A 20,886-nucleotide genomic window follows, 5' to 3' on the forward strand; every position below is an offset into this window, starting at 1 on the left:
ATTTTGGGCATCCTTTTGACTGTTTGTGTTGGTTGTTTAATGATACACAAATTACTGAATTTTAGTAATATGCAGCGAGGATGCCCCTTATTATTTTAAATTAACTTTTTAAACATACCTTCTCATAGCTCATAGCTAAAAAGGTTTTAGAGGAACATCGAGCTGAACGAAAGGTTTACACCGATCTGAGCGAGCAGGATATCAGTTTTTGATTTTCTTGTGTTGTATGAAACTGTTGCATTTTGGGTGTTTATTATGACATCACCCTCGGTGAGGTATTCAGCTTTTGTACCCATGAGGTATCTCGCCTTTATATCAACCATCACTCTTGTGCCCATTTGATCGTACACTGTGAACATCAATCCGGCACCACCTCCGTAGCTGAAAGCCCAGTCGCTGAAATTCTGATCAGATATGGTTTCTTTTCCGGAAAATCTTTCAAGAAGTGAAGTCTGGGTGTACATGTACGAACCACCTGCGATCAACTCAACATATGGCTTGAAGAGGGTGCTGGGTGGAGCAATACGAATCAGAGCATGTCCCAAAACAATGTTGTTTGATCTGGTAACATCAACAGTCAGGTCAGGGATAGTGTTGCTGAGAGGTGCTCTTCTTGTTTCATTTCCATAATTAACAAACGCAAGATCGAAACCCCATTCGACAGGTACACCGGGTGCTGTGGGGAAAAGAATTTCACCACCGATACCGATACCGGTTCTTGAGAGGTTGTCTTTGAATTCACCCTGTGGGAAACCGAGAGTAAAATTTATGCCAAAACTTTGAGCAATAGCCTGTGATGAAAATATCATTAAGGCAGCGGCAACAATAAATATATTCTTCTTGTTCATGATCTTCCTGATTAAGTTTATTAAAAACTAAAGTGGCAATATAACAAAATGTAGAGATTAATATTGTTAAATTACCCTGTAAGTTTTTCAGAAATTGTTGGAGTAACATGGGAAAAATAGTAACAGAGACCCTTATACGCCTCGTAATTGTATTAACGGCGGTATATTTTATAAGAATGGCATTTCCCGATGACAAATTTTGGCTGATCCTGGCCATAACTGCTGTTATTGGGGGTGTAGTTCTCCCTGCTTACAATTCGTACACCGGTTTTTACAAAAGTAACAGGGAGATAATTGAAAACTCCATCTGTTCGAAATGCCGCCACTTTGATGAATCCGCAGTTCTCTGCAAAAAGTATGAAAGCCACCCGAGACCCGATTTTATTCCATGCGACGGGAAAGAATTTGAGGGGTAGAACTGTTTAATTTCTAAATTGGTTTTAATTATATTGTGTTATTATTTTAATCAATTATTATTCAGATATGAGCCCATTAATGAAGAGATCAATTGCAGCAGTGGCGTTTGTTGTGCTGGTGTTCACCGTGGTGTTGATGGTGACCCCTGTACAGTCGCAAACACTTAAAAATGCCTTCCCAAACATCACAATTCCCAATCCTGTTGACCTTCAGTCACCAATGGATGAGACGAACAGAATTTTTGTTGTCTCTCAGCAGGGGCGAATATTCGTCTTCCCGAACAGAAGTGATGCCTCGAATCCTAAAACTTTTCTCGATCTGACCGACCGTGTTCTTTACGGTGGTGAACAGGGGTTACTCGGACTTGCATTTCACCCCAACTTCATAAAAAACGGCTTCTTTTATGTCAATTATACCGCAAGCAATCCCCGAAGAACGATAATTTCCCGTTTTCAGGTTTCAAATGTGAATGGCGACTCCGCTGTAAAAGCATCAGAATATATTTTAATGACCTACAACCAGCCCTTTTCAAACCACAATGGCGGTCAGGTGAGTTTTGGTCCTGATGGTTATCTCTATATTGCTGCAGGAGATGGCGGCTCCTCGGGTGATCCTCAGGGAAACGGACAAAACAAGGCTGCACTTCTGGGAAAGATTTTAAGAATTGATGTGAACGGCACTTCCCCCGGAAAAAATTACGCAATCCCTCCCGATAATCCATTTGCAGGCAACACACAGGGATGGGCAGAGGAGGTTTACGCTTACGGAATGAGGAATCCCTGGCGGTTCAGTTTCGATCTTGCAACCAACAAACTCTGGGTTGCAGATGTGGGGCAAAACATGTGGGAAGAGATAAATATCGTAGAAAAAGGGGGTAACTATGGCTGGAAAATCATGGAGTCGTTCCATTGCTACAGTCCGTCGACAAGCTGTGACACCACAGGTTTAAAGCTCCCGATTTGGGAATATGCCCACAATTCCACAGGCGGATATTCGATCACGGGTGGCTTCGTTTACAGAGGGAACAAAAACCCGAAGCTTACTGGTAAGTATATCTATGCCGATTATGTCTCAAAAAGGATTTGGGCTCTGAAATATACTCCCGGACAGCCCGTTCAAAATGAAGTACTGCTTAATAATTCAGGACTTTCAATAGTCTCTTTTGGTGAAGACAACTTCAAAAACCTTTATATCCTCGATTATTCAGGCAAGATTTATATGTTCGAACCGCAGGTGGATGCTGTTGATGCAATTCCACAGTTTACAGGTGGAGATTTTGCAGCACTCAAACAGAATTACCCGAATCCTTTCAATCCCTCCACTTCAATATCATTCTCCCTTGCAAAAGAAAGCAGCGTAAAACTCGAAGTGTATGACATTTTCGGATCACTTATTGAAGAGATCAAAAAAGGGGTTTATAACGCCGGTGAATTTGTCTTCGGCTGGGAACCGAATCGACTCGCATCAGGTACCTACCTTATCAGAATGACCGCCTCCGCCACCGATGGCAAAGGAATAGAAACCCAAACCATCAAGGCACTGTTTATGAAATAATGATGAATATTTGAAGGCTGAAATACGAAGGCTGAATATTTGAAGAATGGTTCCACGGATATCACGGATTTAGCACAGATTTCACGGATGGGATTTTGAGCCCTTGTGGCTACATGTGGTCAGGGGACGCTGATACACGCAGATTAGACGGAATTACGCAGATGCGATTTTGGCCCCGGATGGGGTCATGTATGGGTAGAGATGGTTCCACGGATGCGATTTTGGCCCCGGATGGGGTCATGTATGGGTAGAGATGGTTCCACGGATGTGATTTTGGCCCCGGATGGGGTCATGTATGGGTAGAGATGGTTCCACGGATGTGATTTTGGCCCCGGATGGGGTCATGTATGGGTAGAGATGGTTCCACGGATGTGATTTTGGCTCCGGATGGGGTCATGTATGGGTAGAGATGGTTCCACGGATATCACGGATTTAACACAGATGGACACAGATGGATTTTGAGCCCTTGTGGCGACATGTGTGTAGGGGACGCAGATACACGCAGATTAAACAGATCGTCGCTTTTTATCCTTATCATCTTAAATTTTGTCGGTTGGACAATCGGGACGATTGTCACTCCTCTTCAGATTTCCCGGGTTTTTCGGCAAAACATTCATACCTGATAACTCATAAATCATAACTAACTACCCTTCTGCGAAATTCCGTTTAATCTGCGTGTATCCGCGTCCCCTAAAAATCCTTCCGTGTAAAATCCGTGACATCCGTGGAACTATCTCTATTCAACCCCCTATTTCAACAAATCTGCCAGAGCATCATCTATTTCGGGGAATGTAAACTTGAACCCTGTTTTTTCGGTGTATGCGGGGACAACCTTCTGGCTTTCGAGGATGGTAGCCGACATTTCACCAAACATGAGTTTCACCGCAAATGAAGGGACTTTCATCAGCGACGGTTTCTTGAGTGCCTTACCCAACTGAAATGCGAATACATCCATCGTTATGGGAGTGGGGGAAACGCCGTTGAACACACCATCCTGCGGATTGTCGATCAGGTGAAGATAAAAATTGACTATGTCGTCGATGTGTATCCATGACATCCACTGGGTGCCGCTACCGATGGGACCGCCCACCATAAATCTATATGCAGGGATCATCTTTTTTAGTGCACCGCCTTCGGGTGAAAGTACCACACCTGTTCTCACAATCGAAACTTTCACTCTGTATTGTTCCGCAAGGAGTGCCTGTTTTTCCCAGGCATCGCACACATCAGAGAGGAATCCTTCCCCTTTGCGGGAGGTTTCATCCACTTCTTCGTCTCCTGTATTTCCGTAGAATCCTGTTGCAGAGGAGGAAATCAGCACTTCCGGTTTTTTCTCCAAAAGTGAGATGGCGTGAATGAGTGCATCGGTGGTTTGGACACGGCTGTTGAGAATGACCATTTTATAAGGCTCGCTCCATCTTTCAGCAACTGAAGCTCCCGCAAGGTTTACAAAAGCTGCGGCTCCCTCAAGTTTTGAGAGGACGGGCTTGGGATCGCGGTAGTCCCACTTCACAAATTCATTTATATAAGCCATTCCGCGGGCTTGAACTGGATCCCGCGTTATCACAACAGGGACATCGCCCCGTTCGTATATTTTTTTGCAAAGGTGCTTGCCGATTAAGCCAGTAGCACCAGTGAGTACAATTCGTTTTGCCATTACGATAATCCTGATTTTTCGGTTTCCAATAGTAACAAAAATCGAAGTCATTTAATTTCAGTATTTTTGTAAAAAACAATCATTCTTTTTTGAAAAGGATCCAATGACGAATTTTGGACGACGGTTTGCCTCTTTCTTCCCGGCATTTATACTTTTTACGACAGCTTCATTTTCTCAATATTCACCAACCTCACCTTACCTGAATGATCCCGACAGGCTCATTGGATATGTTGACAGTTGTGCGAAATTCTGGTTTAACTCATACGATGCGACTTATGGCGGATTTTACACAAATGTGGACAGGATGGGGAATGTTATCACATCTTGGGGGACAAACAAGAAACCGCTGACGCAAACCCGTCACGCCTATGCTTTTTCAAAGGCTTTTATGCTTACTGGAAATGAAGTGTATCTGCAAAAAGCTCAGGACGCTCTCTCGTTTTTATACGGTAAGGCATGGGATAACACAAACGGCGGCTGGTATGGCGATCTGACACGGCAAGGCTCTCCAGTATCATCATCCTCCGCCAAAACGGCTTTTGACGCACATTACGCACTTTTGGGAATCGCTTCCATGTATGAGGCTACCCGCGATCCGCTTGCCGAGTCATGGTTCAAAAAGGGATACGACCTCCTCGAAAACAGGTACTGGGACAGAGGCTCTGCTTTCGGATATTTCGATCAGGCAACAGCGAATTTTTCCACCCTGTCAGGCAAAAGTTTTAACGCAACTGTGGATGCCCTGACTACACATCTCCTCTTGATGAGCAGACTGACGGGAGAAACAAAGTACATCACCAAAGTCGACTCGGTTGTTTTGAACATCCTCAACAGGCTTGTGCCTACGATGGACAGCCAGCAAATCGGGTTTGCAGAGTTGTATAATAATGACTGGAGCATAAACCAGTCTGAAACCATGACGATAATGGGACATGTTCTCAAAACTGCATGGGTGCTCGGAAGGGCGTACAGACTTGACCCCAAACCGGAGTATATAACAGCCGCAAGGAAGCTTTTTAATAATGTCCTGCTGAAAGGATATGATCACATTTACGGCGCACCCTACAAGGATTACAACAGAACAACAGGTCAGATGCTTCTTTGGGGGATTCAGGATTCCGCAAAGGCATGGTGGCAGGTTGAGCAGGCAATAACAGGTGGATTGGAACTTTGGGACATAACAAAAGATGATGAATACCTTAAAGCAGCTGATGAGAGTATAAGTTTCTTTATGAATTACTTTGTTGATCGCACCTATGGAGAAGTTTACGAGAATACAATGCGAAGGGGGGGCAGAGTATGGGGCGAGCATAAAGGAAACGGTTTCAAAGCGGCATATCATTCGGTTGAACTCGGTTACCTCACATATCTGTACTCAAAAATATATCTCGCAAAACAGCCATTCTCTCTCTATTACAAATTTTCTCCATCGATTACTCCGAGAGCAATGAAAGTATCACCACTTCTTACCTCAACAGGGAAGTTGATCATTTCGGATGTTACGCTTGATGGAGCTCCATTTGCTTCATTTAATCCAAGTACCCTCGAGCTGTATCTCTCTTCAAACATGGGTGGAAAATTCAAAGTGACCTTTCAGCCACAGGAACTTTCCTCAATCGCAGATCAGGAGCAGGGTTTCCCCTCGGAAATGGTGCTGAATCAGAACTATCCCAATCCCTTCAATCCCGTTACGAACATATCGTTTGAACTTAAAAACGGTTCTGAAGTGTTGATACGAGTATATGATGTGATGGGAAATGAAGTTGCGACTCCTTTCGCAGGTTACAAGTCCGCAGGGAAACACAGTATAATATTTGATGCCTCCGGACTGAATTCGGGAGTTTATTTCTACACACTTAAAACAGGTACAGGAACGCAAAGCCGGAAAATGACGCTCTTAAAATGACACAGAACAGAATGAAAAAATATGATCTCGCCGTCTTTGATATGGACGGAACTCTCTTCGATTCAGCCGATACAATTTATCATGCTGCGATAAAAACTTTCGATGCACTCGGCATGAAAAATGTCAATTTCCCGCGTGACAGGTTCGAAACACAGATCGGTGCCCATTTTGCAGATATCTTTGTCGAATTTGGAATTGAAGTCCCCGATATAGAGCATTATATCGATGTCTATAAAGGAATTTATTTCGATTTTATAGATGATACAAAATTTTATCCCGGTATTCCGGAACTTCTCGACTCCCTGAAGGATTCAGGAGTAAAGCTTGGACTTTTGACAACAAAAAATCAGCATCAGACTGAAAGAATAGCAGACCATTTCAATCTTCATCAGTGGTTTGAAGTGTTGATGGGACGGAAACCTGGAATAAAGATAAAGCCCGATCCGGAGCCGCTCGAACTGATTATCTCACATTTTGGAGCTGAAAAATCGGGTACCGTTATGATTGGTGACACGGAATTCGACATCGGATGTGGACAAAACGCAGGAGTGGACACCATTGCACTTGGATTCGGGTACAGGGATGAGAAATCATTACTGGATTTAAAGCCAACATACTATGCGGCCACGGTGGAGGAGCTGAAAGGGATATTGTTCTCTAAATAAAACTTCAGCCAATTATTTGTTCAACTTTTTAACACATATTTTAACCGCACATGAAAAAAATCCTGATACTTTTTGCACACCCTGCACTTGAGAAGTCACGGGTGAATAAAAAACTCGTCTCAATTGCAAAGAAAACCGAAGGAATCACCTTTCGTGATCTTTATGAAATTTATCCCCGTTTCGATATTGATGTAAAAAGAGAGCAAAAGCTGTTGCTCGAACACGATATCATCATTTTCCACCATCCTTTTTACTGGTACAGTTGCCCGCCTCTGCTGAAACAGTGGATTGATCTCGTTCTTGAACACGGCTGGGCATACGGCTCGAAAGGTAATGCACTTGCGGGTAAAGCCGGACTGAATATCATCACAGCGGGTGGCAGAGAGATTGCATACACAAAAGAAGGTTTGAACAAGCACACCGTATGGGAGTTCCTCGCCCCGTTCAGACAGTCGTTTGCACTTTGCAAAATGGTGCCGCTCCCCTCTTTCGTAATTTACGGTACCCACCGCCTGGATAAAGAGGGAATTGAGAGAAGTGCTGCTGACTATCGCAAGGTTCTCGAAATGTTGCGGGATGAAAAATTAGATGAGGCACAACTACAAAAAATTCAATATTTAAACGATCTTCTAACACCTGAAGCGGAGGCATAATATGCACGAAGGAGGATTTTTCTATCAGGCGTTTCTTTACCTTGTAACTGCAGTTGTCACAGTGCCGATTGCAAAGAGGCTGGGGCTCGGATCGGTTCTCGGTTATCTCATCGGAGGAATTATTATCGGTCCCGCACTCCTCGGACTTGTTGGAAATGAGGGACAGGATATTATGCATTTCGCTGAATTCGGGGTTGTAATGATGCTTTTTGTGATCGGATTGGAGCTGGAACCGTCCCTTCTCTGGCGGCTTCGTGCTTCCATTCTCGGAATGGGTGGTCTCCAGATTGGCTTGACCGCACTCCTGGCGGGTGGTGTTGCGTTTGCCTTCGGACTGTCTTGGCAAGCATCACTTGCCATCGGATTTACTCTGTCTCTCTCCTCCACAGCAATAGTGATGCAGACACTTCAGGAAAAAGGACTCATTAAATCAGGGGCGGGCCAAAGCTCCTTTTCCGTGCTGCTTTTTCAGGACATCGCAGTCATCCCGATACTTGCGATATTTCCTCTTCTCGCCACCACAAACACAACAGCGCCTGTAAATGCACATCCTTCATTCATGGAAACACTTCCGGCATGGCTGCAGACGCTTTTTGTTATCGGCGCAGTAGGGGTGATAGTTCTCGCAGGGAAATATCTCTTGAATCATGTTTTCAGAATAGTCGCAAAAACCGCGATGCGTGAAATTTTTACGGCGATGGTCCTCCTTTTGGTCATCGGTATTGCGTTGTTGATGAACTTTGTGGGTTTAAGTCCCGCGCTTGGTGCATTTGTTGCGGGGGTCGTGCTTGCAAACAGCGAGTACAGGCACGAACTCGAGAGTGACATTGATCCTTTTAAGGGATTGCTGTTGGGGCTGTTTTTTATATCCGTGGGTGCGAGCATCAACTTCGGTTTGATCACAGGGCAGCCGGTTACAATTCTGCTCCTTACTTTCGGTTTGATGCTGACAAAAGCTGCGGTTGTTTTTGCGATCGGGAAGATTTTCCGTCTGGGAAATGGCGAAAGTTCAATATTTGCAGTCGCCCTTGCTCAGGTGGGAGAGTTCGCGTTTGTACTCTTCTCCTTCTCATCTTCACTTGGGATTCTTGACTCCAATACCACGGGAATTCTGACTGCTGTTGTGGCAATCAGCATGGCACTTACACCTTTTATCTTTACACTCAACGAAAAAGTTATTCTGCCGTTTCTCTCCCGCTCCACAATAAAACCCGAACGGGATGAGGATAAAATCGAGGAAAAAGGTAATGTGATAATCGCAGGGTTCGGCAGATTCGGTAATACCGCAGGAAGGTTCCTCAGGGCTAACGGTATTTTCCCGACCGTTATCGACAACGATTCGGATCGTGTGGAGACACTCCGAAAACTCGGAATCAAGGTGTATTACGGAGAACCCACCCGCCACGATCTCCTCCATGCAGCAGGGGCTGAAGACACGAAAATTATAATTATTGCACTCGATATCCCCGAAAAAGTGCTTGAAATGGTGCACACAGTTAAAAAACACTTTCCTCATGCAAAAATTCTCGCGAGGGCATACGACAGATCCGATGCCTACGAGTTGATGGATGCCGGAGTTGATAAAGTTTACCGGGAAACACTTGACACCTCATTAAGGATGGGTGCGGATACACTAAAATATCTCGGATACAGGGCGTATCAAACCGAAAGGATGAGCCACATCTTCTTCAGACACGATGAACAGAATCTGAAGGAACTGGCTGCCCACAGAAAGGACAGGTCGGAATATCTCTCCGCTGCGAGACAGGCTATCGAGGAACTGGAAGAAATAATAAAGGAAGATTTTAAAGATACAGATATCAGCAGGGATGCCGGTTGGGATTCCGAATCGCTCAGGGAGGAATTCGGAAAATCCTGAGATTTGAATGCTCTTGCATATCTGCCCGGAAAAGAGTAATTTGCAGGAGGAAAACAACCAAATTCAGATGAAGAAATTTAATAATTCGCTGTTGATTGTAATATATCTTGTTTCCGGACTCCTGGCGGGTTCGGCAAGCGGATTATTGTTGTCTTCCTCGCAGATTACCATCTCGACTACGAAGGGAAACCCCCGGACTCAGTACTTCACTTCCGCGAAAATTCCGACTCACATCGCCCCTGCCTCCTTCACGGAAATCGATGTTCATGATTTTTGTACGGGAATTGAAACACCTGATACAGACCCGGTAATCTTTCGGCAGGTAGAGTCCGGACTCCGTTTCCAGGCTCCAATTCTTACACTTCCATTAAATAAAGCCCCGCCCTTTATTCTCTCTTAGAACTTATCGTTAATTAATTTTTTTCGGACGATCCCGTTTGAGGTGCATAATGCCGCATTCCGTTCGTTCCGTAATTTAAACTTAAGAGAGATTAATATGAAAACTGAAGAAAAAGATGATTCAGGCATCTATGGCACGGTATTATTTGTAGTGCTTGGCGTTGGAGTAGTGCTCCTTTTATTAAAAGCAGTAATAGGATTTTAAAATGGAAACATCATCCCTCATTTTAATGGTTACTGTGTGGGTTGTTGTGATTTCATTTCTCACATATTTCCTTAGAAAAGCAGTGAAAACACAGAAAAAAGAGTGATGGCTTTACAGGAGTTTCCAAATGATGTATCATTTCCGGGATATTTTCTGAATGAATTGAGAATTATGTTTCAAAACATGATTCAACAATTTAGGAGCAAGGTTTTATGGACCCGTTGGAAAATCTGATTAACTACATCACCCGTGATACTGTTTTGTTTGCGGCGGTGCAGGCGATGGTAATCATCCCTGCACTCGTCTCAATAATTTATGAGTTCAACTCGAGTAAAAAAAGGAAAATCATCCCCGGGGAAACCCTGCCTTCAACGGAAAGTAAAACCCCCGACCCGTCCATCCGCCTTCAAAAGGTTTTGTACCCCGCCACTTTAATATTTTTCGCAGCAGTCTGCTTCGCAAATGATGAGATAGCCGGTCACCGGATTTTCTGGCTTGCGCTCGATTTCGGGCTGGTTACATGGTTGCTCCTGTTTAGCCGGTGGGTGAGTGAGAGATTCGTGTAGTTAGAGCCGCTATGCAGTAGTGTATCAAAAGCTATTATTTACATTTGTCGATTGCGGGGATTATGTGATTATTTTAAAAATCACATCCTGCCCGATTGACGAAAGATATATTTTGCATTTATCATAATTTAAATTATCTTTGTGTACCTTTTGTACCGATTTTACATATTCGGCATTTCACGATAATTAATTTAAGATTAAATGTGTTACGAACAGTTATTTGGGTATGATGGAAGCAATGACTGAATTTTGTCGAAGTAAAGGTTGCAAAAAACTGAGTAGATAACTTAACAATCTCTTCAAAATTATTGGAGCAACCATGTTCTGTCCTAATTGTGGGTCAACAGTCTCCGGTGGCAGCAGCTTCTGTGCCAGTTGTGGTGCCTCGCTTAATTCATCACGACCTCCCTACCAATCACCTAATCCACACAACGGTGGACAACCATCACCTTACGGTACACCCTATCCCCAACAAAGATCAAATAAAAGTCCGGGACTTGCCCTTGTGCTTTCTCTTCTTATTGTGGGCGGAGGGCAGTTTTATAACGGACAGATAAGCAAAGGTTTCATGTACCTTGGCGGAGCCGTCATTCTTGGAATGCTTTCGTTTTCAATTGGCTGGTTTCTTGTTGCCATCGGTTCAGCCATTGATGCTTATCAGACTGCAAAAACGCTTTAGAACCGTTACATGATCGGAATTTATCGTCCTCTGCGCTCTGATTTAAGTCGTGAAGCGCTCGATTTCGTAAATGCGATACACTGCACAGGTTGTATTGCCGGTAAAAATTACCGAGGCAGGTTATCAACACTTTTTTATCCATATGAAACCGATCTGCTGCTTTTGTTGGCATACGGATTAAAAAAGTCTAAAAATGCAATTGCAAATCATTCTTTTGGCAGGGCTGGTTGCACCATGTTCCCTCCACTCAGAAGGAATTTAGTTCAGGATCAATTTAACATGAACAAAGTTGCTGCTGCATTTTCGACAGTGATGATGTTTGCGGTTTTGGATGATAAAATCAGGGACGAGAACAAAAACTACCTCAAACACTTCAGAGCAAAATACCTTGAAGCACTTCCTGAATCTCTTGATATTCTTGGCATCAAGGTAGACACACCTCCTGATCCCCGTCTTCTGAAACACCTTAATGAGAAAGACGCCAGCACATTTCCTGATTATCTGGAACTTTTTGAGCCGTTTGTTGCAGGGCTTTGGATCGCTGCACTAAATCGACTTAACACAGGAATGTCTCAGGAGTTTATTGCAAAGCTTGCAAGAAATCTGAGTGATATAATGCTTCTGGTCGACATGATCAGCGATTTTGAAAGTGACAGACTGAATGGACAGTTTAATCCGCTTCGAGATCAAAACAAACTGATGGAGGCCGAAGATCAGTTGAATTCCACAGTTTCAGCGACTTCAATGATGATCAGAGGAGTTGCTGAACCGTACAAGGAAATATTAATTAACATCCTCTCAAAGGGGATTTATTCAATACTACATAAACGCCGGAAAAAATATGACGCGTGATGAAGCCTTAAGTATTTTAAAATTACCTCCAAATCCAACCACACAGGATATCCTAAAAGCGTACCGGGCACTATCCATGAAGTATCATCCCGATCTGTATCAGACCTCGGATGATGCTGTGAAAGAAGTGATGCATGAAAAGTTTCTACAGATTACAGCGGCAAAAGAATTTTTGCTTTCCTCACAATCAGATTCAAGCACTTCGAACAGTTCGGGACAGAATTACGGACAAAGTGCGGGTAATGATTTCAATTCTGACTATCTAAGGGCAGAGGCATTTCTCGACAGACGACAATTCACAGAAGCTTTGAATGTTGTGAACGGAATGTTGAGAAAATATGGAAAGGAAATCGCAATTTTTGAACTCAGAAGCAGAATTTATTTCGAGCAGGAAGATTTCACAAACGCTTATCAGGATCTTTTGTATCTTGAACATGCGGAGCCCGCTGCCCGTAATGATGCCGATTTCCAGCATGTAAAAGCCGTTTACGCAGCAAGTGCCCACCATTTTGAAGATGCCCTTTTTGCGATTGATAATGCAATCCGATTGATTAGAATACCTGCACCGACTTTTCTTGCGACCAAAGCCAATATTTTTATTATGCAAGGTCGAACCGCAGAGGCTGATCAAATCATTCAGATTCTTGCCAGACACGACCCGAATCATCCTCTCGTCAGAGAGAGGCAGCGATACTTCAATGTTGGCGGGAATTATGTCGAGAAGGACAGGGCTGCCGGAGGAGCATGTTTACTGTGTACAGTTCTCGAGTGTATATTTGATTGCTGCTAATTTGGGATTGTATCATCTGATTTTGGTTGCCACTTCTATTATTGACAGAGCCGGGATACCCGTTTCTTATCTGTCCGGACTTGTATTGTTGAAAAGTGAAAGCCACAGCCCGTTTCTTTTTACAGTACTATGTGTTATTGCCGGTTGTGTGGGCGATCTCTTTATGTATCTGGCAGGAAGCTGTTTTTTTGAACGCAAACAGGTGAATTCACCTCTTTACAGGTCGACTTTTAACTATAAAGTGCACCGGTTTGCTGAGGTCTTTGAAAAGCAACCGTTTATGTGGATACTGTTTAGCAGGGCATTTCAGTTGATCAATCAATTTATCCTGCTGGGAGTTGGTGTTAACAAATATTCACCTTTAAAGACATTTGTTGCTGTGGTTATTGGTAATATACTCTGGTTCGGCGGTTTTTTTCTGATATATTATTTTTACGATACAACATTAACAACCCAATCAACTCCTGTAAATATAGCAACAGGAGTTGCCGGATTACTCATCATGTACTTGTTGTTAAAACGATTGGGGAAACGGTTTGAGAAAAAAGGGTGATGTAATTTCCGCCTGACTGCTTTTAGGGGTGGAAAATATTCATCTACGAACATGCCACTCGCCCAGGCGAGTTAAAAGGAGGATGGGATACCGATTCATCTACGAACATGTCACTCGCCCAGGCGAGATGATTTAAAACGAAAAAACCTGTCCATAAGACAGGCTTTTCGGTTTCGGCTCCGCGAGCAGGACTCGAACCTGCAACCCTTCGGTTAACAGCCGAATGCTCCACCATTGAGCTATCGCGGAATTTTCAAACTTTCAATCTTCGTTTAACAGCCGTCCCGATCCATCGGGAGAGCTATTGCGGAATGTTTTTTACAAAACATTTTCAAAATGAGCTACAAATATACGGAATCTGTATATTCCAGTCAAGAGGTTGTTAAAATTTATTAACAACCTCCTGAAGAAATTTTTTTATTTCAGCAAAACGAGTTTTTTCAGTTCTGTAAGACCTTTTGAGCCATCTGCCGGAGTAGTGGTCAGTTTGTAGAAATAGATGCCCGAAAGAAGGCCTGAAGCATCGAAATTCACGGAGTGTTTTCCACTCGACTGATATTCTCTCACGAGGGTCTCACATTCTCTTCCCAGAATATCGAATACTTCAAGTTGCACATGCGCATCCGAGACAAGTTCATATTCTATCATAGTGGAAGAGTTAAAAGGGTTCGGGTAGTTTTGCATCAAAGCAAATGAACCAGGTAACCCGTCATTGTGGATATCTGTAACAAACCTGTTGTAGAGCATCGAAATTTCAGAGTAGTATATATTCACCGAGTCCCAGACATCCACTCCGAAGACTACATGTCCCGAGTGCAATCTCGAGTCGTTTGTGATAAGATTGCCGGTAACCAGCAAATTATTGTCGCCATAAACTGACATGGTAATGGTATTTCCGGAATTGGTGGTTACGAATCTGAACCATGAAATACCCTGGAACACGACAGGCGCAGAGTTAACAGCAATCGGTACAATGCCGTCTCCGGAGAGATAACCCACCTTTATCCGGTCATCTTCAGTCCACATTCCAGTATAATATTTATAACTGTAAACTCTCCAGACAGAAAAGTTTCCATCGCCCATCGTTCCACTCCCTGTCAGAGAAAGCTCATAATTGCTGACAGCTCCGAGAGGTGTGGCAACATAGAGACTTGCAAGGGAGGAACCCGAGTGGTTAAAATTGATATTACCGTTGCTTATTGTAACTGCGGAAGCGACAGTTTCCCAGGTTCCCATTTTAATCCACGGGGTTGCCGGATCATCAAATGAATCGTTGTATGTGCCTGTTTGTGATTGAATGAAAGGATTATATTGGATATTAACATTTCCGAGTTTGAAGTTCATTTGCTCTCCGACAACGCTAATGAGTATTTGTCCTTTAAGCAGAGCCAGGGGTGCATTTTGAATTGTACCGGAATGTTTGAGTGTGTCGTTAATCCAGGTATTTACGATTAATGAAGTGCCGGATTTTTGAACCGAGAACTTCGTTTTCAGAGAATAATCATAAAGACGAATGTGGGCGAGAGTAACGAACGGGGGGTTCATGTAGTCGGTGATGTTTTCGGCATGAACCACTTTTACTGTGTCGTCATCGAACAATAAGCCAATAAGAGAATTGAAACCGTTCCTTCCGATAAATCCTCCGTCGGCAACGGAAGCGGCATCAGAATTTACCTCAATGGAGAAATCATTGATTGTTGCCCCGATCGGGGGATAAATGTGGGCGATCTGGAAACCGGTTCCTGTTCCAACCACATTTAGCTGTCCGTTTTGGACGGAAACGCTTGCATCAGTATAAAAAGCCCAGCCCTCTGCATTTCCCGAGTCGAATGTCTCGAGGAAACTGTGCGTGGTCTGTGCAAGGATCAAAGGTGAAATTAACGCTGCAAGAATCAGCGAGTGAAACAGAACTTTCACATTTACCTCCAATCATAAAAAAGAACGATACCTGGAATCATTTCATGATAAAAATGATATCCACGGAGGAGCCATTATTAATAACGAATTATTTTTAACGGCACCACTGAAAGATACTAATATATTTGATTAATGTCAAGCAGAACCTTGCGGTTCATTTATCCCGGCAATAATCTGTTATTTGAGCAAAACCAGCTTCTTCAGTTCCGTAAATCCTTTGGAACCGTCCACGGGTACTGCGGTCAGTTTGTAAAAATATATTCCGGAAACAAGGTTTGAAGCGTCAAACCTGACGGAGTGTCTCCCGGTTGAGTAGCTGCCATCGAGAAGGCTTTCGAGTTCCTCACCGAGGGCGTTGAATACCTGAAGTTTCACATTGCTTTCACGAGGGAGAAGAAATGAAATGGTCGTTGACGGATTGAACGGATTCGGGTAATTTTGCTCAAGCCGGTAATCAGTTATTGCCGTTTCAGATTCCTTCACACCGGTAGTAATTACGATGTCGTCCACTCCTCTTGGCATAAGCTGATATCCGCTGTTGAATGGAGCGGTGGTTTTGTACTGACTGAGAACCGATGTCAGGGTAAAAATTGCATCAACAGGAGCCGGCTGACCAGCGAGGGTGGTACCGGTGGTGATCCTTATCTGAATCGAATCTGTTCCATCAGTTATGATGTAGTTTGTATTTCCTGCCCATGTGGTAACCTGAGAAACAAGGGAGAGTCCTGTAATTTTAATCAGTTTACCTTCATAGGTCTCATCACCACCCCAGTTCTGATTCAGAATGTCAGAAATGGTGATTTCAGCCGGTTCGACTGTAAGACCTGAATCGAGTTTTTGGAATTCACTGACAGGGTTGATTTCTGTGAGTCCGTTGTAACTAACCACCTTGCCCGTAACTTTTATATAATCACCTTTGACAATGGATGACGAAAAACCTCCAACACCTCTGCCAAAAACTGCCAGACCGCCCGTTGAATCCTGCAGAAATGAAGGGCTGTTGAATTCATTCCCCACAGTTACAATTCCCTTGATTGTTACTACTTTCCCTGTATCAAGCGAAACCCCGTTTGCGTCATTTTGATGCAGGTGTGCAATGTTGTACTCGGGAATCGGAACTGTAATCGAGAAAAGCCCTGAAATGCTGCTCAGGGAAGCGTTTGAGGCGTCGCTGACTTTTACCACGCAGGTCTCTGAAGAAACTTCAGGGACTGTCCATGAGTATGAACCTGCAGACGCAGGGGTTGAAGAAATAATCGTGATCCATGTTGTGCCGGAGTCAGTTGAATATTCAAGTTTTACATTCGCTACATTGACAGAAGACCAGGTGATATCTGTAGTCGAGCCACTGAGGAGGTTCGCTCCCTGTAGTGGAGTCAAGAGACTGAGAGAAGCCGGAACAGGATCCGTAACAGTCACGGTGAAGTTGGGAGCGTGATTCCATTTACTTTTTACAGCACATCCGGTTGCATATAAAGTTTGGGTGCCGGCTGTTGCGGGGGCTGTATATTTGAAAGACCAGACAAGTTGGGTAGTGCCGGTTTGTTTTGAAGGTTGAGTAAGTTCTCCATTTAAAACTTTAAGTCGGGTGTCAACCTTGGCAAGTGTGCCATTGGAAGCAGCTATATCCATTCCTCCGCCGGTAATGTTGGAAGTGTAGGTCATTAAGACAGAGTAGCTTCCTGTTTCACCCTTGTTCAGAGTGGCGGGTCCCGAGATGGTCAAAGTAACACTGCTGCTTGGGGAGCTTGTATGGCAGGTACAACCCGGAGTTGATCCCTTTTTTGTGTAGCCGCTTTCACCACCGGGATAAGCGAGAAGAGAGACGGTTAAAAAAGCTGTAAAAAGAATAACAGAAAGGAAATTACCAAAGATTGAATCTTGCTTCAAAAATGTTTTCATAGCTTGAATCTATATTCCGGTTCTAATAATAAAAAAAAAGATCAATACAAGCAAAATAAGAATTGAAAATTCATTATTAATAAAAAAATGAAAACTGTTGAATCAAATTGATTAATTTTGTTCCGTTGTGTTTCATTTTTTGAAATTAAGAATTTTTTTATCCTGAAGAAAATCGTAATAAATGACTACTGCAGTAATTGGAATTGGACTTATAGGCGGATCGCTTGCCCTTGATTTAAAGAGGAGCGGATTCAGCAGGCATATCATTGGAGTGGAAAGAGACAGGAATCATGCATATGAGGCGATGGAACTGGGACTCGTAGATGAGATAATGTCACTTGAAGAAGCCGTTTTAAAATCATCACTCATCATTATTGCTGTTCCGGTGGATGCCTCAATTGCGGTGCTTGAGCAAGTAATGAAATCCGTTACACATCAAGTGGTAACCGATGTCGGGTCAACAAAGGAGCTGATTGTTAAATCGCTGGTGGCTCTCCCGAACAGGGGGCGATTCGTAGCCGCACATCCCATTTGGGGTACTGAAAAAAGCGGACCTTCAGCAGCACAGCCGGGTGGTTTTAACGGGCGGATAACCGTAATCTGTGACAGGGAAAAATGTGACAAAGATGCACTTCAAACAGTTGAAGCAATGTATGATGCGCTCGGGATGAAAAAAATCTACATGGATGCAACGAGTCACGATGTTCATGCCGCATATGTCAGTCATATCTCACACATCACTTCCTTTGCACTTGCACTCTCGGTGCTTGAGAAGGAAAAAGAGGTGGATACCATTTTTCAGCTTGCCGGCGCAGGTTTTGAAAGCACGGTCAGACTGGCGAAAAGTTCCCCGGACACATGGGTTCCTATCTTTGCACAAAACCGGGACAATCTGCTTGAAGTTTTAACAGAACAGATCGACCAGTTGAGTCTGATGAAGAATCTTCTCGAAAAAAAGGACTACAGGAAGTTTTACAAACTTATCGAGAAGGCAAATGAGATCAGAAAAGTACTTAATCGTGAATAAAAAGACTTTGCATGAATATAATTGACTCCAACTATTGATTTTGATGTAAATTTTATGGATATTTGGCTCTGATTAATCTGATTTGAGTACTTTATGCTTTTTCTGTTCCGCATCCTCTCTATTTTGATTTTACTTGTAACCGTCACCTCTGCCCAGGTTTCTGAAGAGCTTGAGAAAGCTTATGCCACAAAAGAAAATGACACTGTCTGGGTTAACAAAATACTCCTGCTCACCGCTGATGAACTTTCTAAAAATCTGAAAGGGACAATCGGCTACATTTCCACGACAAGAGAAATCGCAAAAAAACTTAAACATCAAAAAGGTGTTTTTGAAGCGACCATCCAAATATCTGAATACTACCGGTACACACGGCAACTCGACTCCGCAGACCGGTTCATAAAAGAATTAATTGAGCTTGGAGACAGACTTGGTGAACCGGCATTAAGATGTCGTGCAATGATTGCAAAAGGGCTTCTTCTCTCCGCAAAAGGGAGAAGTAAAGATGCGATCGATGTTTACAACGAGGCTGTTTCCATAATCGACACGAGTAAACATCAAAAACTGTATGCAGCTCTCCTCACTAACAGAGCAAACGACAGAAGCAAAGTGGATCAGAGTGAGGGGGCAGTCCATGACTATATAGAAGCCGCTACCATTTTCGAGAAGACCGGTGAGCTGGCGTCGCTGGCAATAACTCTAAATAATATTGCACTCGAACTGGGAAGACTTGGCAGATACCGCGATGCTGTAGACTATTACGACAGGGCTATCGAAATTAATGAAAAGATCCAAAACTATCATGATCTTGCTCTGTGCTACTCGAACGCAGCCAGTTCTCTCAGAAGTCTTGGTTTACTCGACACCGCTCTTGTGTACTGCAAAAAGGCGATAGAGATTGCTTTGAAACGGGGATTTAATTTTACCCTGGCACAAAGTTATATGAACGCAGGAAGTATTTATGAGTCGAAAAAAGATCCGGCAAATGCTGAGCTGTGGTTTAAAAAATCGATCGAAATATGTTACAGTGAGGGGATAATCTACGGCTTGATGGTCAACATGTCAGCACTCGGAGGTCTTTATGATAAATCCGGTCAGACCATGAAGGCTATTGCACATTACGACAGTGCCTTGAAATATGCGGAAAAGCTGGAGAGCAGATCAGACATCAACGACATCCATGGAAAACTTGCGGTGGTTCTGGCAAAAGCAGGAGATTACAAGCAGGCTTACAAATATCTCAGACTGTTCCATGATTACTCCGACAGTGTCAAGGGTGGTGAGACTGCCGCAAAGATAGTTGAGCTGGACAAGAAGTATCAAACAGAGAAACAGGCTGCCGAAATTGCACGGTTGGAACAGCTTTCTTCAAATCAATTGCTGATTATTATAAGTCTCATTGCTGTTGCAGCAGCATCCATTTCCATCATCTTTTTCTTCAGGTACAAGAGAAAAAAAGCGGAAGAGGCGGAAATAAAAGCAGCAAGGCATGCCAAAGAGATTGAAAAATTCTCGGAAGAGCTCAAAGAATTAAATGCAACCAAAGATAAATTGTTTTCATTGATCTCGCATGACATAAGGGGTCCTTTCACACCCATTCTTCTTTATTCCGAGGAACTTGCAGCAAATGTTGACAATCTAAGCAGGGATGAAATTGCTCAGATGTCGTCGGATATCAACAGTGCCGCAGCAACCAATTACTTTCTGATTAGCAATTTACTCGACTGGGCGAGAACACAGACCGGCAGGATTCAGTTTAATCCTGAGAATCTCCACCTTGCGGAATTGATAGCAGATGTCAGGCGAAATCTTAGCTTTGCATTCAGAAGCAAGAATATCAATCTGGAAGTGGAAATACCTCATGATACAGTAATCATGGGTGACCGGACAATGGTAAACTCGATATTTCAGAATATTATCCAGAATGCAATTAAATTTTCCGGGGACGGGAGTGAAATAAGGGTGAGGGGACATCTTGAGGGAAACATGATTCGAATCTCGATCTCCGATAATGGAACCGGTATGTCCAAGGAGACTGCCGGGAGTCTGTTCGGAACCGCCGGTGTGACACCCGGCAGAGGAACAAAAAATGAAGGCGGAACAGGACTTGGAATGAGCATCAGTGCCGATTTTGTTGAGAGACACTCAGGGTCAATAAGTGTTGAAAGCACAGTTGGAAAAGGGACCACAGTAACCTTTACGCTTCCTGTTGCGGAAACCGCTGTCTGATGTACAACGCCTTTGGAAAAGGGGTAAAAAAGAGTTGGACAAAAAAAGAGGGCAATATTTTTTTACCGCCACAAAAAAATCTCTTGCATCTGAATTTGAGATAATATATATTTGTCCATGATAAATCTGAAAAAAGCCACAAATACCTCCTTTTACTTTTACTGGTTTTACTTTACCGGTCGCGGGTGGCT

The 20,886-nt window shown here is 43.4% G+C and carries 18 protein-coding genes and 1 tRNA gene; 14 read left to right on the forward strand and 5 right to left on the reverse strand.

Annotation, left to right across the window (positions count from 1 at the left end; translation table 11 throughout):
- Positions 1 to 146: 146 nt before the first annotated feature.
- Positions 147 to 848, reverse strand: coding sequence for an outer membrane beta-barrel protein (locus tag LCH52_10840; GenBank protein ID MCA0388975.1), 702 nt, complete (start codon positions 846 to 848; stop codon positions 147 to 149).
- A gap of 107 nt (positions 849 to 955) precedes the next feature.
- Between LCH52_10840 and LCH52_10845 the strand changes: the two genes are divergently transcribed.
- Together LCH52_10845 and LCH52_10850 are read left to right on the forward strand one after the other, a co-directional pair.
- Positions 956 to 1,264 carry a hypothetical protein gene (locus LCH52_10845; GenBank protein MCA0388976.1) on the forward strand — a complete coding sequence of 103 codons (309 nt, stop codon included), beginning with the start codon at positions 956 to 958 and terminating at the stop codon, positions 1,262 to 1,264.
- 79 nt (positions 1,265 to 1,343) lie between these two features.
- Positions 1,344 to 2,819, forward strand: a complete 1,476-nt coding sequence (locus LCH52_10850) for a PQQ-dependent sugar dehydrogenase (protein ID MCA0388977.1) — start codon at positions 1,344 to 1,346, stop codon at positions 2,817 to 2,819.
- A gap of 748 nt (positions 2,820 to 3,567) precedes the next feature.
- On the opposite strand, the gene LCH52_10855 is transcribed toward LCH52_10850, so the two are convergent.
- Positions 3,568 to 4,476, reverse strand: a complete 909-nt coding sequence (locus LCH52_10855) for a TIGR01777 family oxidoreductase (GenBank protein ID MCA0388978.1) — start codon at positions 4,474 to 4,476, stop codon at positions 3,568 to 3,570.
- 103 nt (positions 4,477 to 4,579) lie between these two features.
- Here LCH52_10855 and LCH52_10860 point away from each other — a divergent pair, with 103 nt between their 5' ends.
- The 10 genes from LCH52_10860 to LCH52_10905 all read left to right on the forward strand — a co-directional run bounded on the left by LCH52_10860 (position 4,580) and on the right by LCH52_10905 (position 13,623).
- The gene (locus LCH52_10860) at positions 4,580 to 6,382 is read left to right on the forward strand and encodes an AGE family epimerase/isomerase (GenBank protein MCA0388979.1); all 1,803 of its coding nucleotides are present in this window, start codon (positions 4,580 to 4,582) and stop codon (positions 6,380 to 6,382) included.
- Between the two features lie 11 nt (positions 6,383 to 6,393).
- Entirely contained in the window at positions 6,394 to 7,047 is a 654-nt protein-coding gene (locus tag LCH52_10865) for an HAD family hydrolase (protein ID MCA0388980.1), read from the forward strand.
- Between the two features lie 50 nt (positions 7,048 to 7,097).
- Positions 7,098 to 7,700: an NAD(P)H-dependent oxidoreductase gene (locus tag LCH52_10870; protein ID MCA0388981.1), complete on the forward strand. Its 603-nt coding sequence runs from the start codon at positions 7,098 to 7,100 to the stop codon at positions 7,698 to 7,700.
- 1 nt (position 7,701) lies between these two features.
- Entirely contained in the window at positions 7,702 to 9,579 is a 1,878-nt protein-coding gene (locus LCH52_10875) for a monovalent cation:proton antiporter-2 (CPA2) family protein (GenBank protein ID MCA0388982.1), read from the forward strand.
- Positions 9,580 to 9,646: 67 nt separating this feature from the next.
- Entirely contained in the window at positions 9,647 to 9,979 is a 333-nt protein-coding gene (locus tag LCH52_10880; GenBank protein MCA0388983.1) for a hypothetical protein, read from the forward strand.
- Positions 9,980 to 10,395: 416 nt separating this feature from the next.
- Positions 10,396 to 10,749: a hypothetical protein gene (locus LCH52_10885; GenBank protein ID MCA0388984.1), complete on the forward strand. Its 354-nt coding sequence runs from the start codon at positions 10,396 to 10,398 to the stop codon at positions 10,747 to 10,749.
- A gap of 319 nt (positions 10,750 to 11,068) precedes the next feature.
- Positions 11,069 to 11,428, forward strand: coding sequence for a zinc-ribbon domain-containing protein (locus LCH52_10890; GenBank protein MCA0388985.1), 360 nt, complete (start codon positions 11,069 to 11,071; stop codon positions 11,426 to 11,428).
- Positions 11,429 to 11,437: 9 nt separating this feature from the next.
- A complete protein-coding gene (locus tag LCH52_10895) occupies positions 11,438 to 12,280 on the forward strand; it encodes a DUF5685 family protein (protein ID MCA0388986.1) in 843 nt (280 codons plus the stop codon).
- A complete protein-coding gene (locus LCH52_10900; protein MCA0388987.1) occupies positions 12,270 to 13,070 on the forward strand; it encodes a J domain-containing protein in 801 nt (266 codons plus the stop codon). The genes LCH52_10895 and LCH52_10900 overlap by 11 nt, the downstream gene beginning before the upstream one ends.
- Complete coding sequence (locus tag LCH52_10905; protein ID MCA0388988.1) at positions 13,057 to 13,623, forward strand: hypothetical protein; 567 nt, start codon at positions 13,057 to 13,059, stop codon at positions 13,621 to 13,623. Before LCH52_10900 ends, LCH52_10905 begins: the two co-directional genes overlap by 14 nt.
- Before the next feature lie 177 nt (positions 13,624 to 13,800).
- Here LCH52_10905 and LCH52_10910 read toward each other — a convergent pair.
- The 3 genes from LCH52_10910 to LCH52_10920 all read right to left on the reverse strand — a co-directional run bounded on the left by LCH52_10910 (position 13,801) and on the right by LCH52_10920 (position 17,442).
- Positions 13,801 to 13,872: transfer RNA gene (locus tag LCH52_10910), tRNA-Asn, on the reverse strand.
- Between the two features lie 168 nt (positions 13,873 to 14,040).
- Complete coding sequence (locus LCH52_10915; protein ID MCA0388989.1) at positions 14,041 to 15,540, reverse strand: T9SS type A sorting domain-containing protein; 1,500 nt, start codon at positions 15,538 to 15,540, stop codon at positions 14,041 to 14,043.
- A 177-nt stretch (positions 15,541 to 15,717) separates the two neighbouring features.
- Entirely contained in the window at positions 15,718 to 17,442 is a 1,725-nt protein-coding gene (locus LCH52_10920; protein MCA0388990.1) for a T9SS type A sorting domain-containing protein, read from the reverse strand.
- A 181-nt stretch (positions 17,443 to 17,623) separates the two neighbouring features.
- On the opposite strand from LCH52_10920, the gene LCH52_10925 reads away from it, so the two are divergent.
- Together LCH52_10925 and LCH52_10930 are read left to right on the forward strand one after the other, a co-directional pair.
- The gene (locus LCH52_10925) at positions 17,624 to 18,469 is read left to right on the forward strand and encodes a prephenate dehydrogenase (protein MCA0388991.1); all 846 of its coding nucleotides are present in this window, start codon (positions 17,624 to 17,626) and stop codon (positions 18,467 to 18,469) included.
- A gap of 93 nt (positions 18,470 to 18,562) precedes the next feature.
- Entirely contained in the window at positions 18,563 to 20,695 is a 2,133-nt protein-coding gene (locus LCH52_10930; GenBank protein MCA0388992.1) for a tetratricopeptide repeat-containing sensor histidine kinase, read from the forward strand.
- Positions 20,696 to 20,886 lie beyond the last annotated feature (191 nt).

This window comes from Bacteroidota bacterium (assembly GCA_020161395.1).
GTDB lineage: Bacteria > Bacteroidota > Ignavibacteria > Ignavibacteriales > Ignavibacteriaceae > UTCHB3.

What these genes read in the sequence shown, in the direction of transcription:
- LCH52_10880 (MCA0388983.1), top strand. Translation starts at nt 9,647, where the DNA reads ATGAAGAAATTTAATAATTCGCTGTTGATTGTAATATATCTTGTTTCC.
- LCH52_10845 (MCA0388976.1), top strand. Translation starts at nt 956, where the DNA reads ATGGGAAAAATAGTAACAGAGACCCTTATACGCCTCGTAATTGTATTA.
- LCH52_10900 (MCA0388987.1), top strand. Translation starts at nt 12,270, where the DNA reads ATGACGCGTGATGAAGCCTTAAGTATTTTAAAATTACCTCCAAATCCA.
- LCH52_10860 (MCA0388979.1), top strand. Translation starts at nt 4,580, where the DNA reads ATGACGAATTTTGGACGACGGTTTGCCTCTTTCTTCCCGGCATTTATA.
- LCH52_10885 (MCA0388984.1), top strand. Translation starts at nt 10,396, where the DNA reads ATGGACCCGTTGGAAAATCTGATTAACTACATCACCCGTGATACTGTT.
- LCH52_10875 (MCA0388982.1), top strand. Translation starts at nt 7,702, where the DNA reads ATGCACGAAGGAGGATTTTTCTATCAGGCGTTTCTTTACCTTGTAACT.
- LCH52_10895 (MCA0388986.1), top strand. Translation starts at nt 11,438, where the DNA reads ATGATCGGAATTTATCGTCCTCTGCGCTCTGATTTAAGTCGTGAAGCG.
- LCH52_10920 (MCA0388990.1), bottom strand. Translation starts at nt 17,442, where the DNA reads ATGAAAACATTTTTGAAGCAAGATTCAATCTTTGGTAATTTCCTTTCT.
- LCH52_10855 (MCA0388978.1), bottom strand. Translation starts at nt 4,476, where the DNA reads ATGGCAAAACGAATTGTACTCACTGGTGCTACTGGCTTAATCGGCAAG.
- LCH52_10840 (MCA0388975.1), bottom strand. Translation starts at nt 848, where the DNA reads ATGAACAAGAAGAATATATTTATTGTTGCCGCTGCCTTAATGATATTT.
- LCH52_10890 (MCA0388985.1), top strand. Translation starts at nt 11,069, where the DNA reads ATGTTCTGTCCTAATTGTGGGTCAACAGTCTCCGGTGGCAGCAGCTTC.
- LCH52_10865 (MCA0388980.1), top strand. Translation starts at nt 6,394, where the DNA reads ATGAAAAAATATGATCTCGCCGTCTTTGATATGGACGGAACTCTCTTC.
- LCH52_10925 (MCA0388991.1), top strand. Translation starts at nt 17,624, where the DNA reads ATGACTACTGCAGTAATTGGAATTGGACTTATAGGCGGATCGCTTGCC.
- LCH52_10930 (MCA0388992.1), top strand. Translation starts at nt 18,563, where the DNA reads ATGCTTTTTCTGTTCCGCATCCTCTCTATTTTGATTTTACTTGTAACC.
- LCH52_10870 (MCA0388981.1), top strand. Translation starts at nt 7,098, where the DNA reads ATGAAAAAAATCCTGATACTTTTTGCACACCCTGCACTTGAGAAGTCA.
- LCH52_10850 (MCA0388977.1), top strand. Translation starts at nt 1,344, where the DNA reads ATGAAGAGATCAATTGCAGCAGTGGCGTTTGTTGTGCTGGTGTTCACC.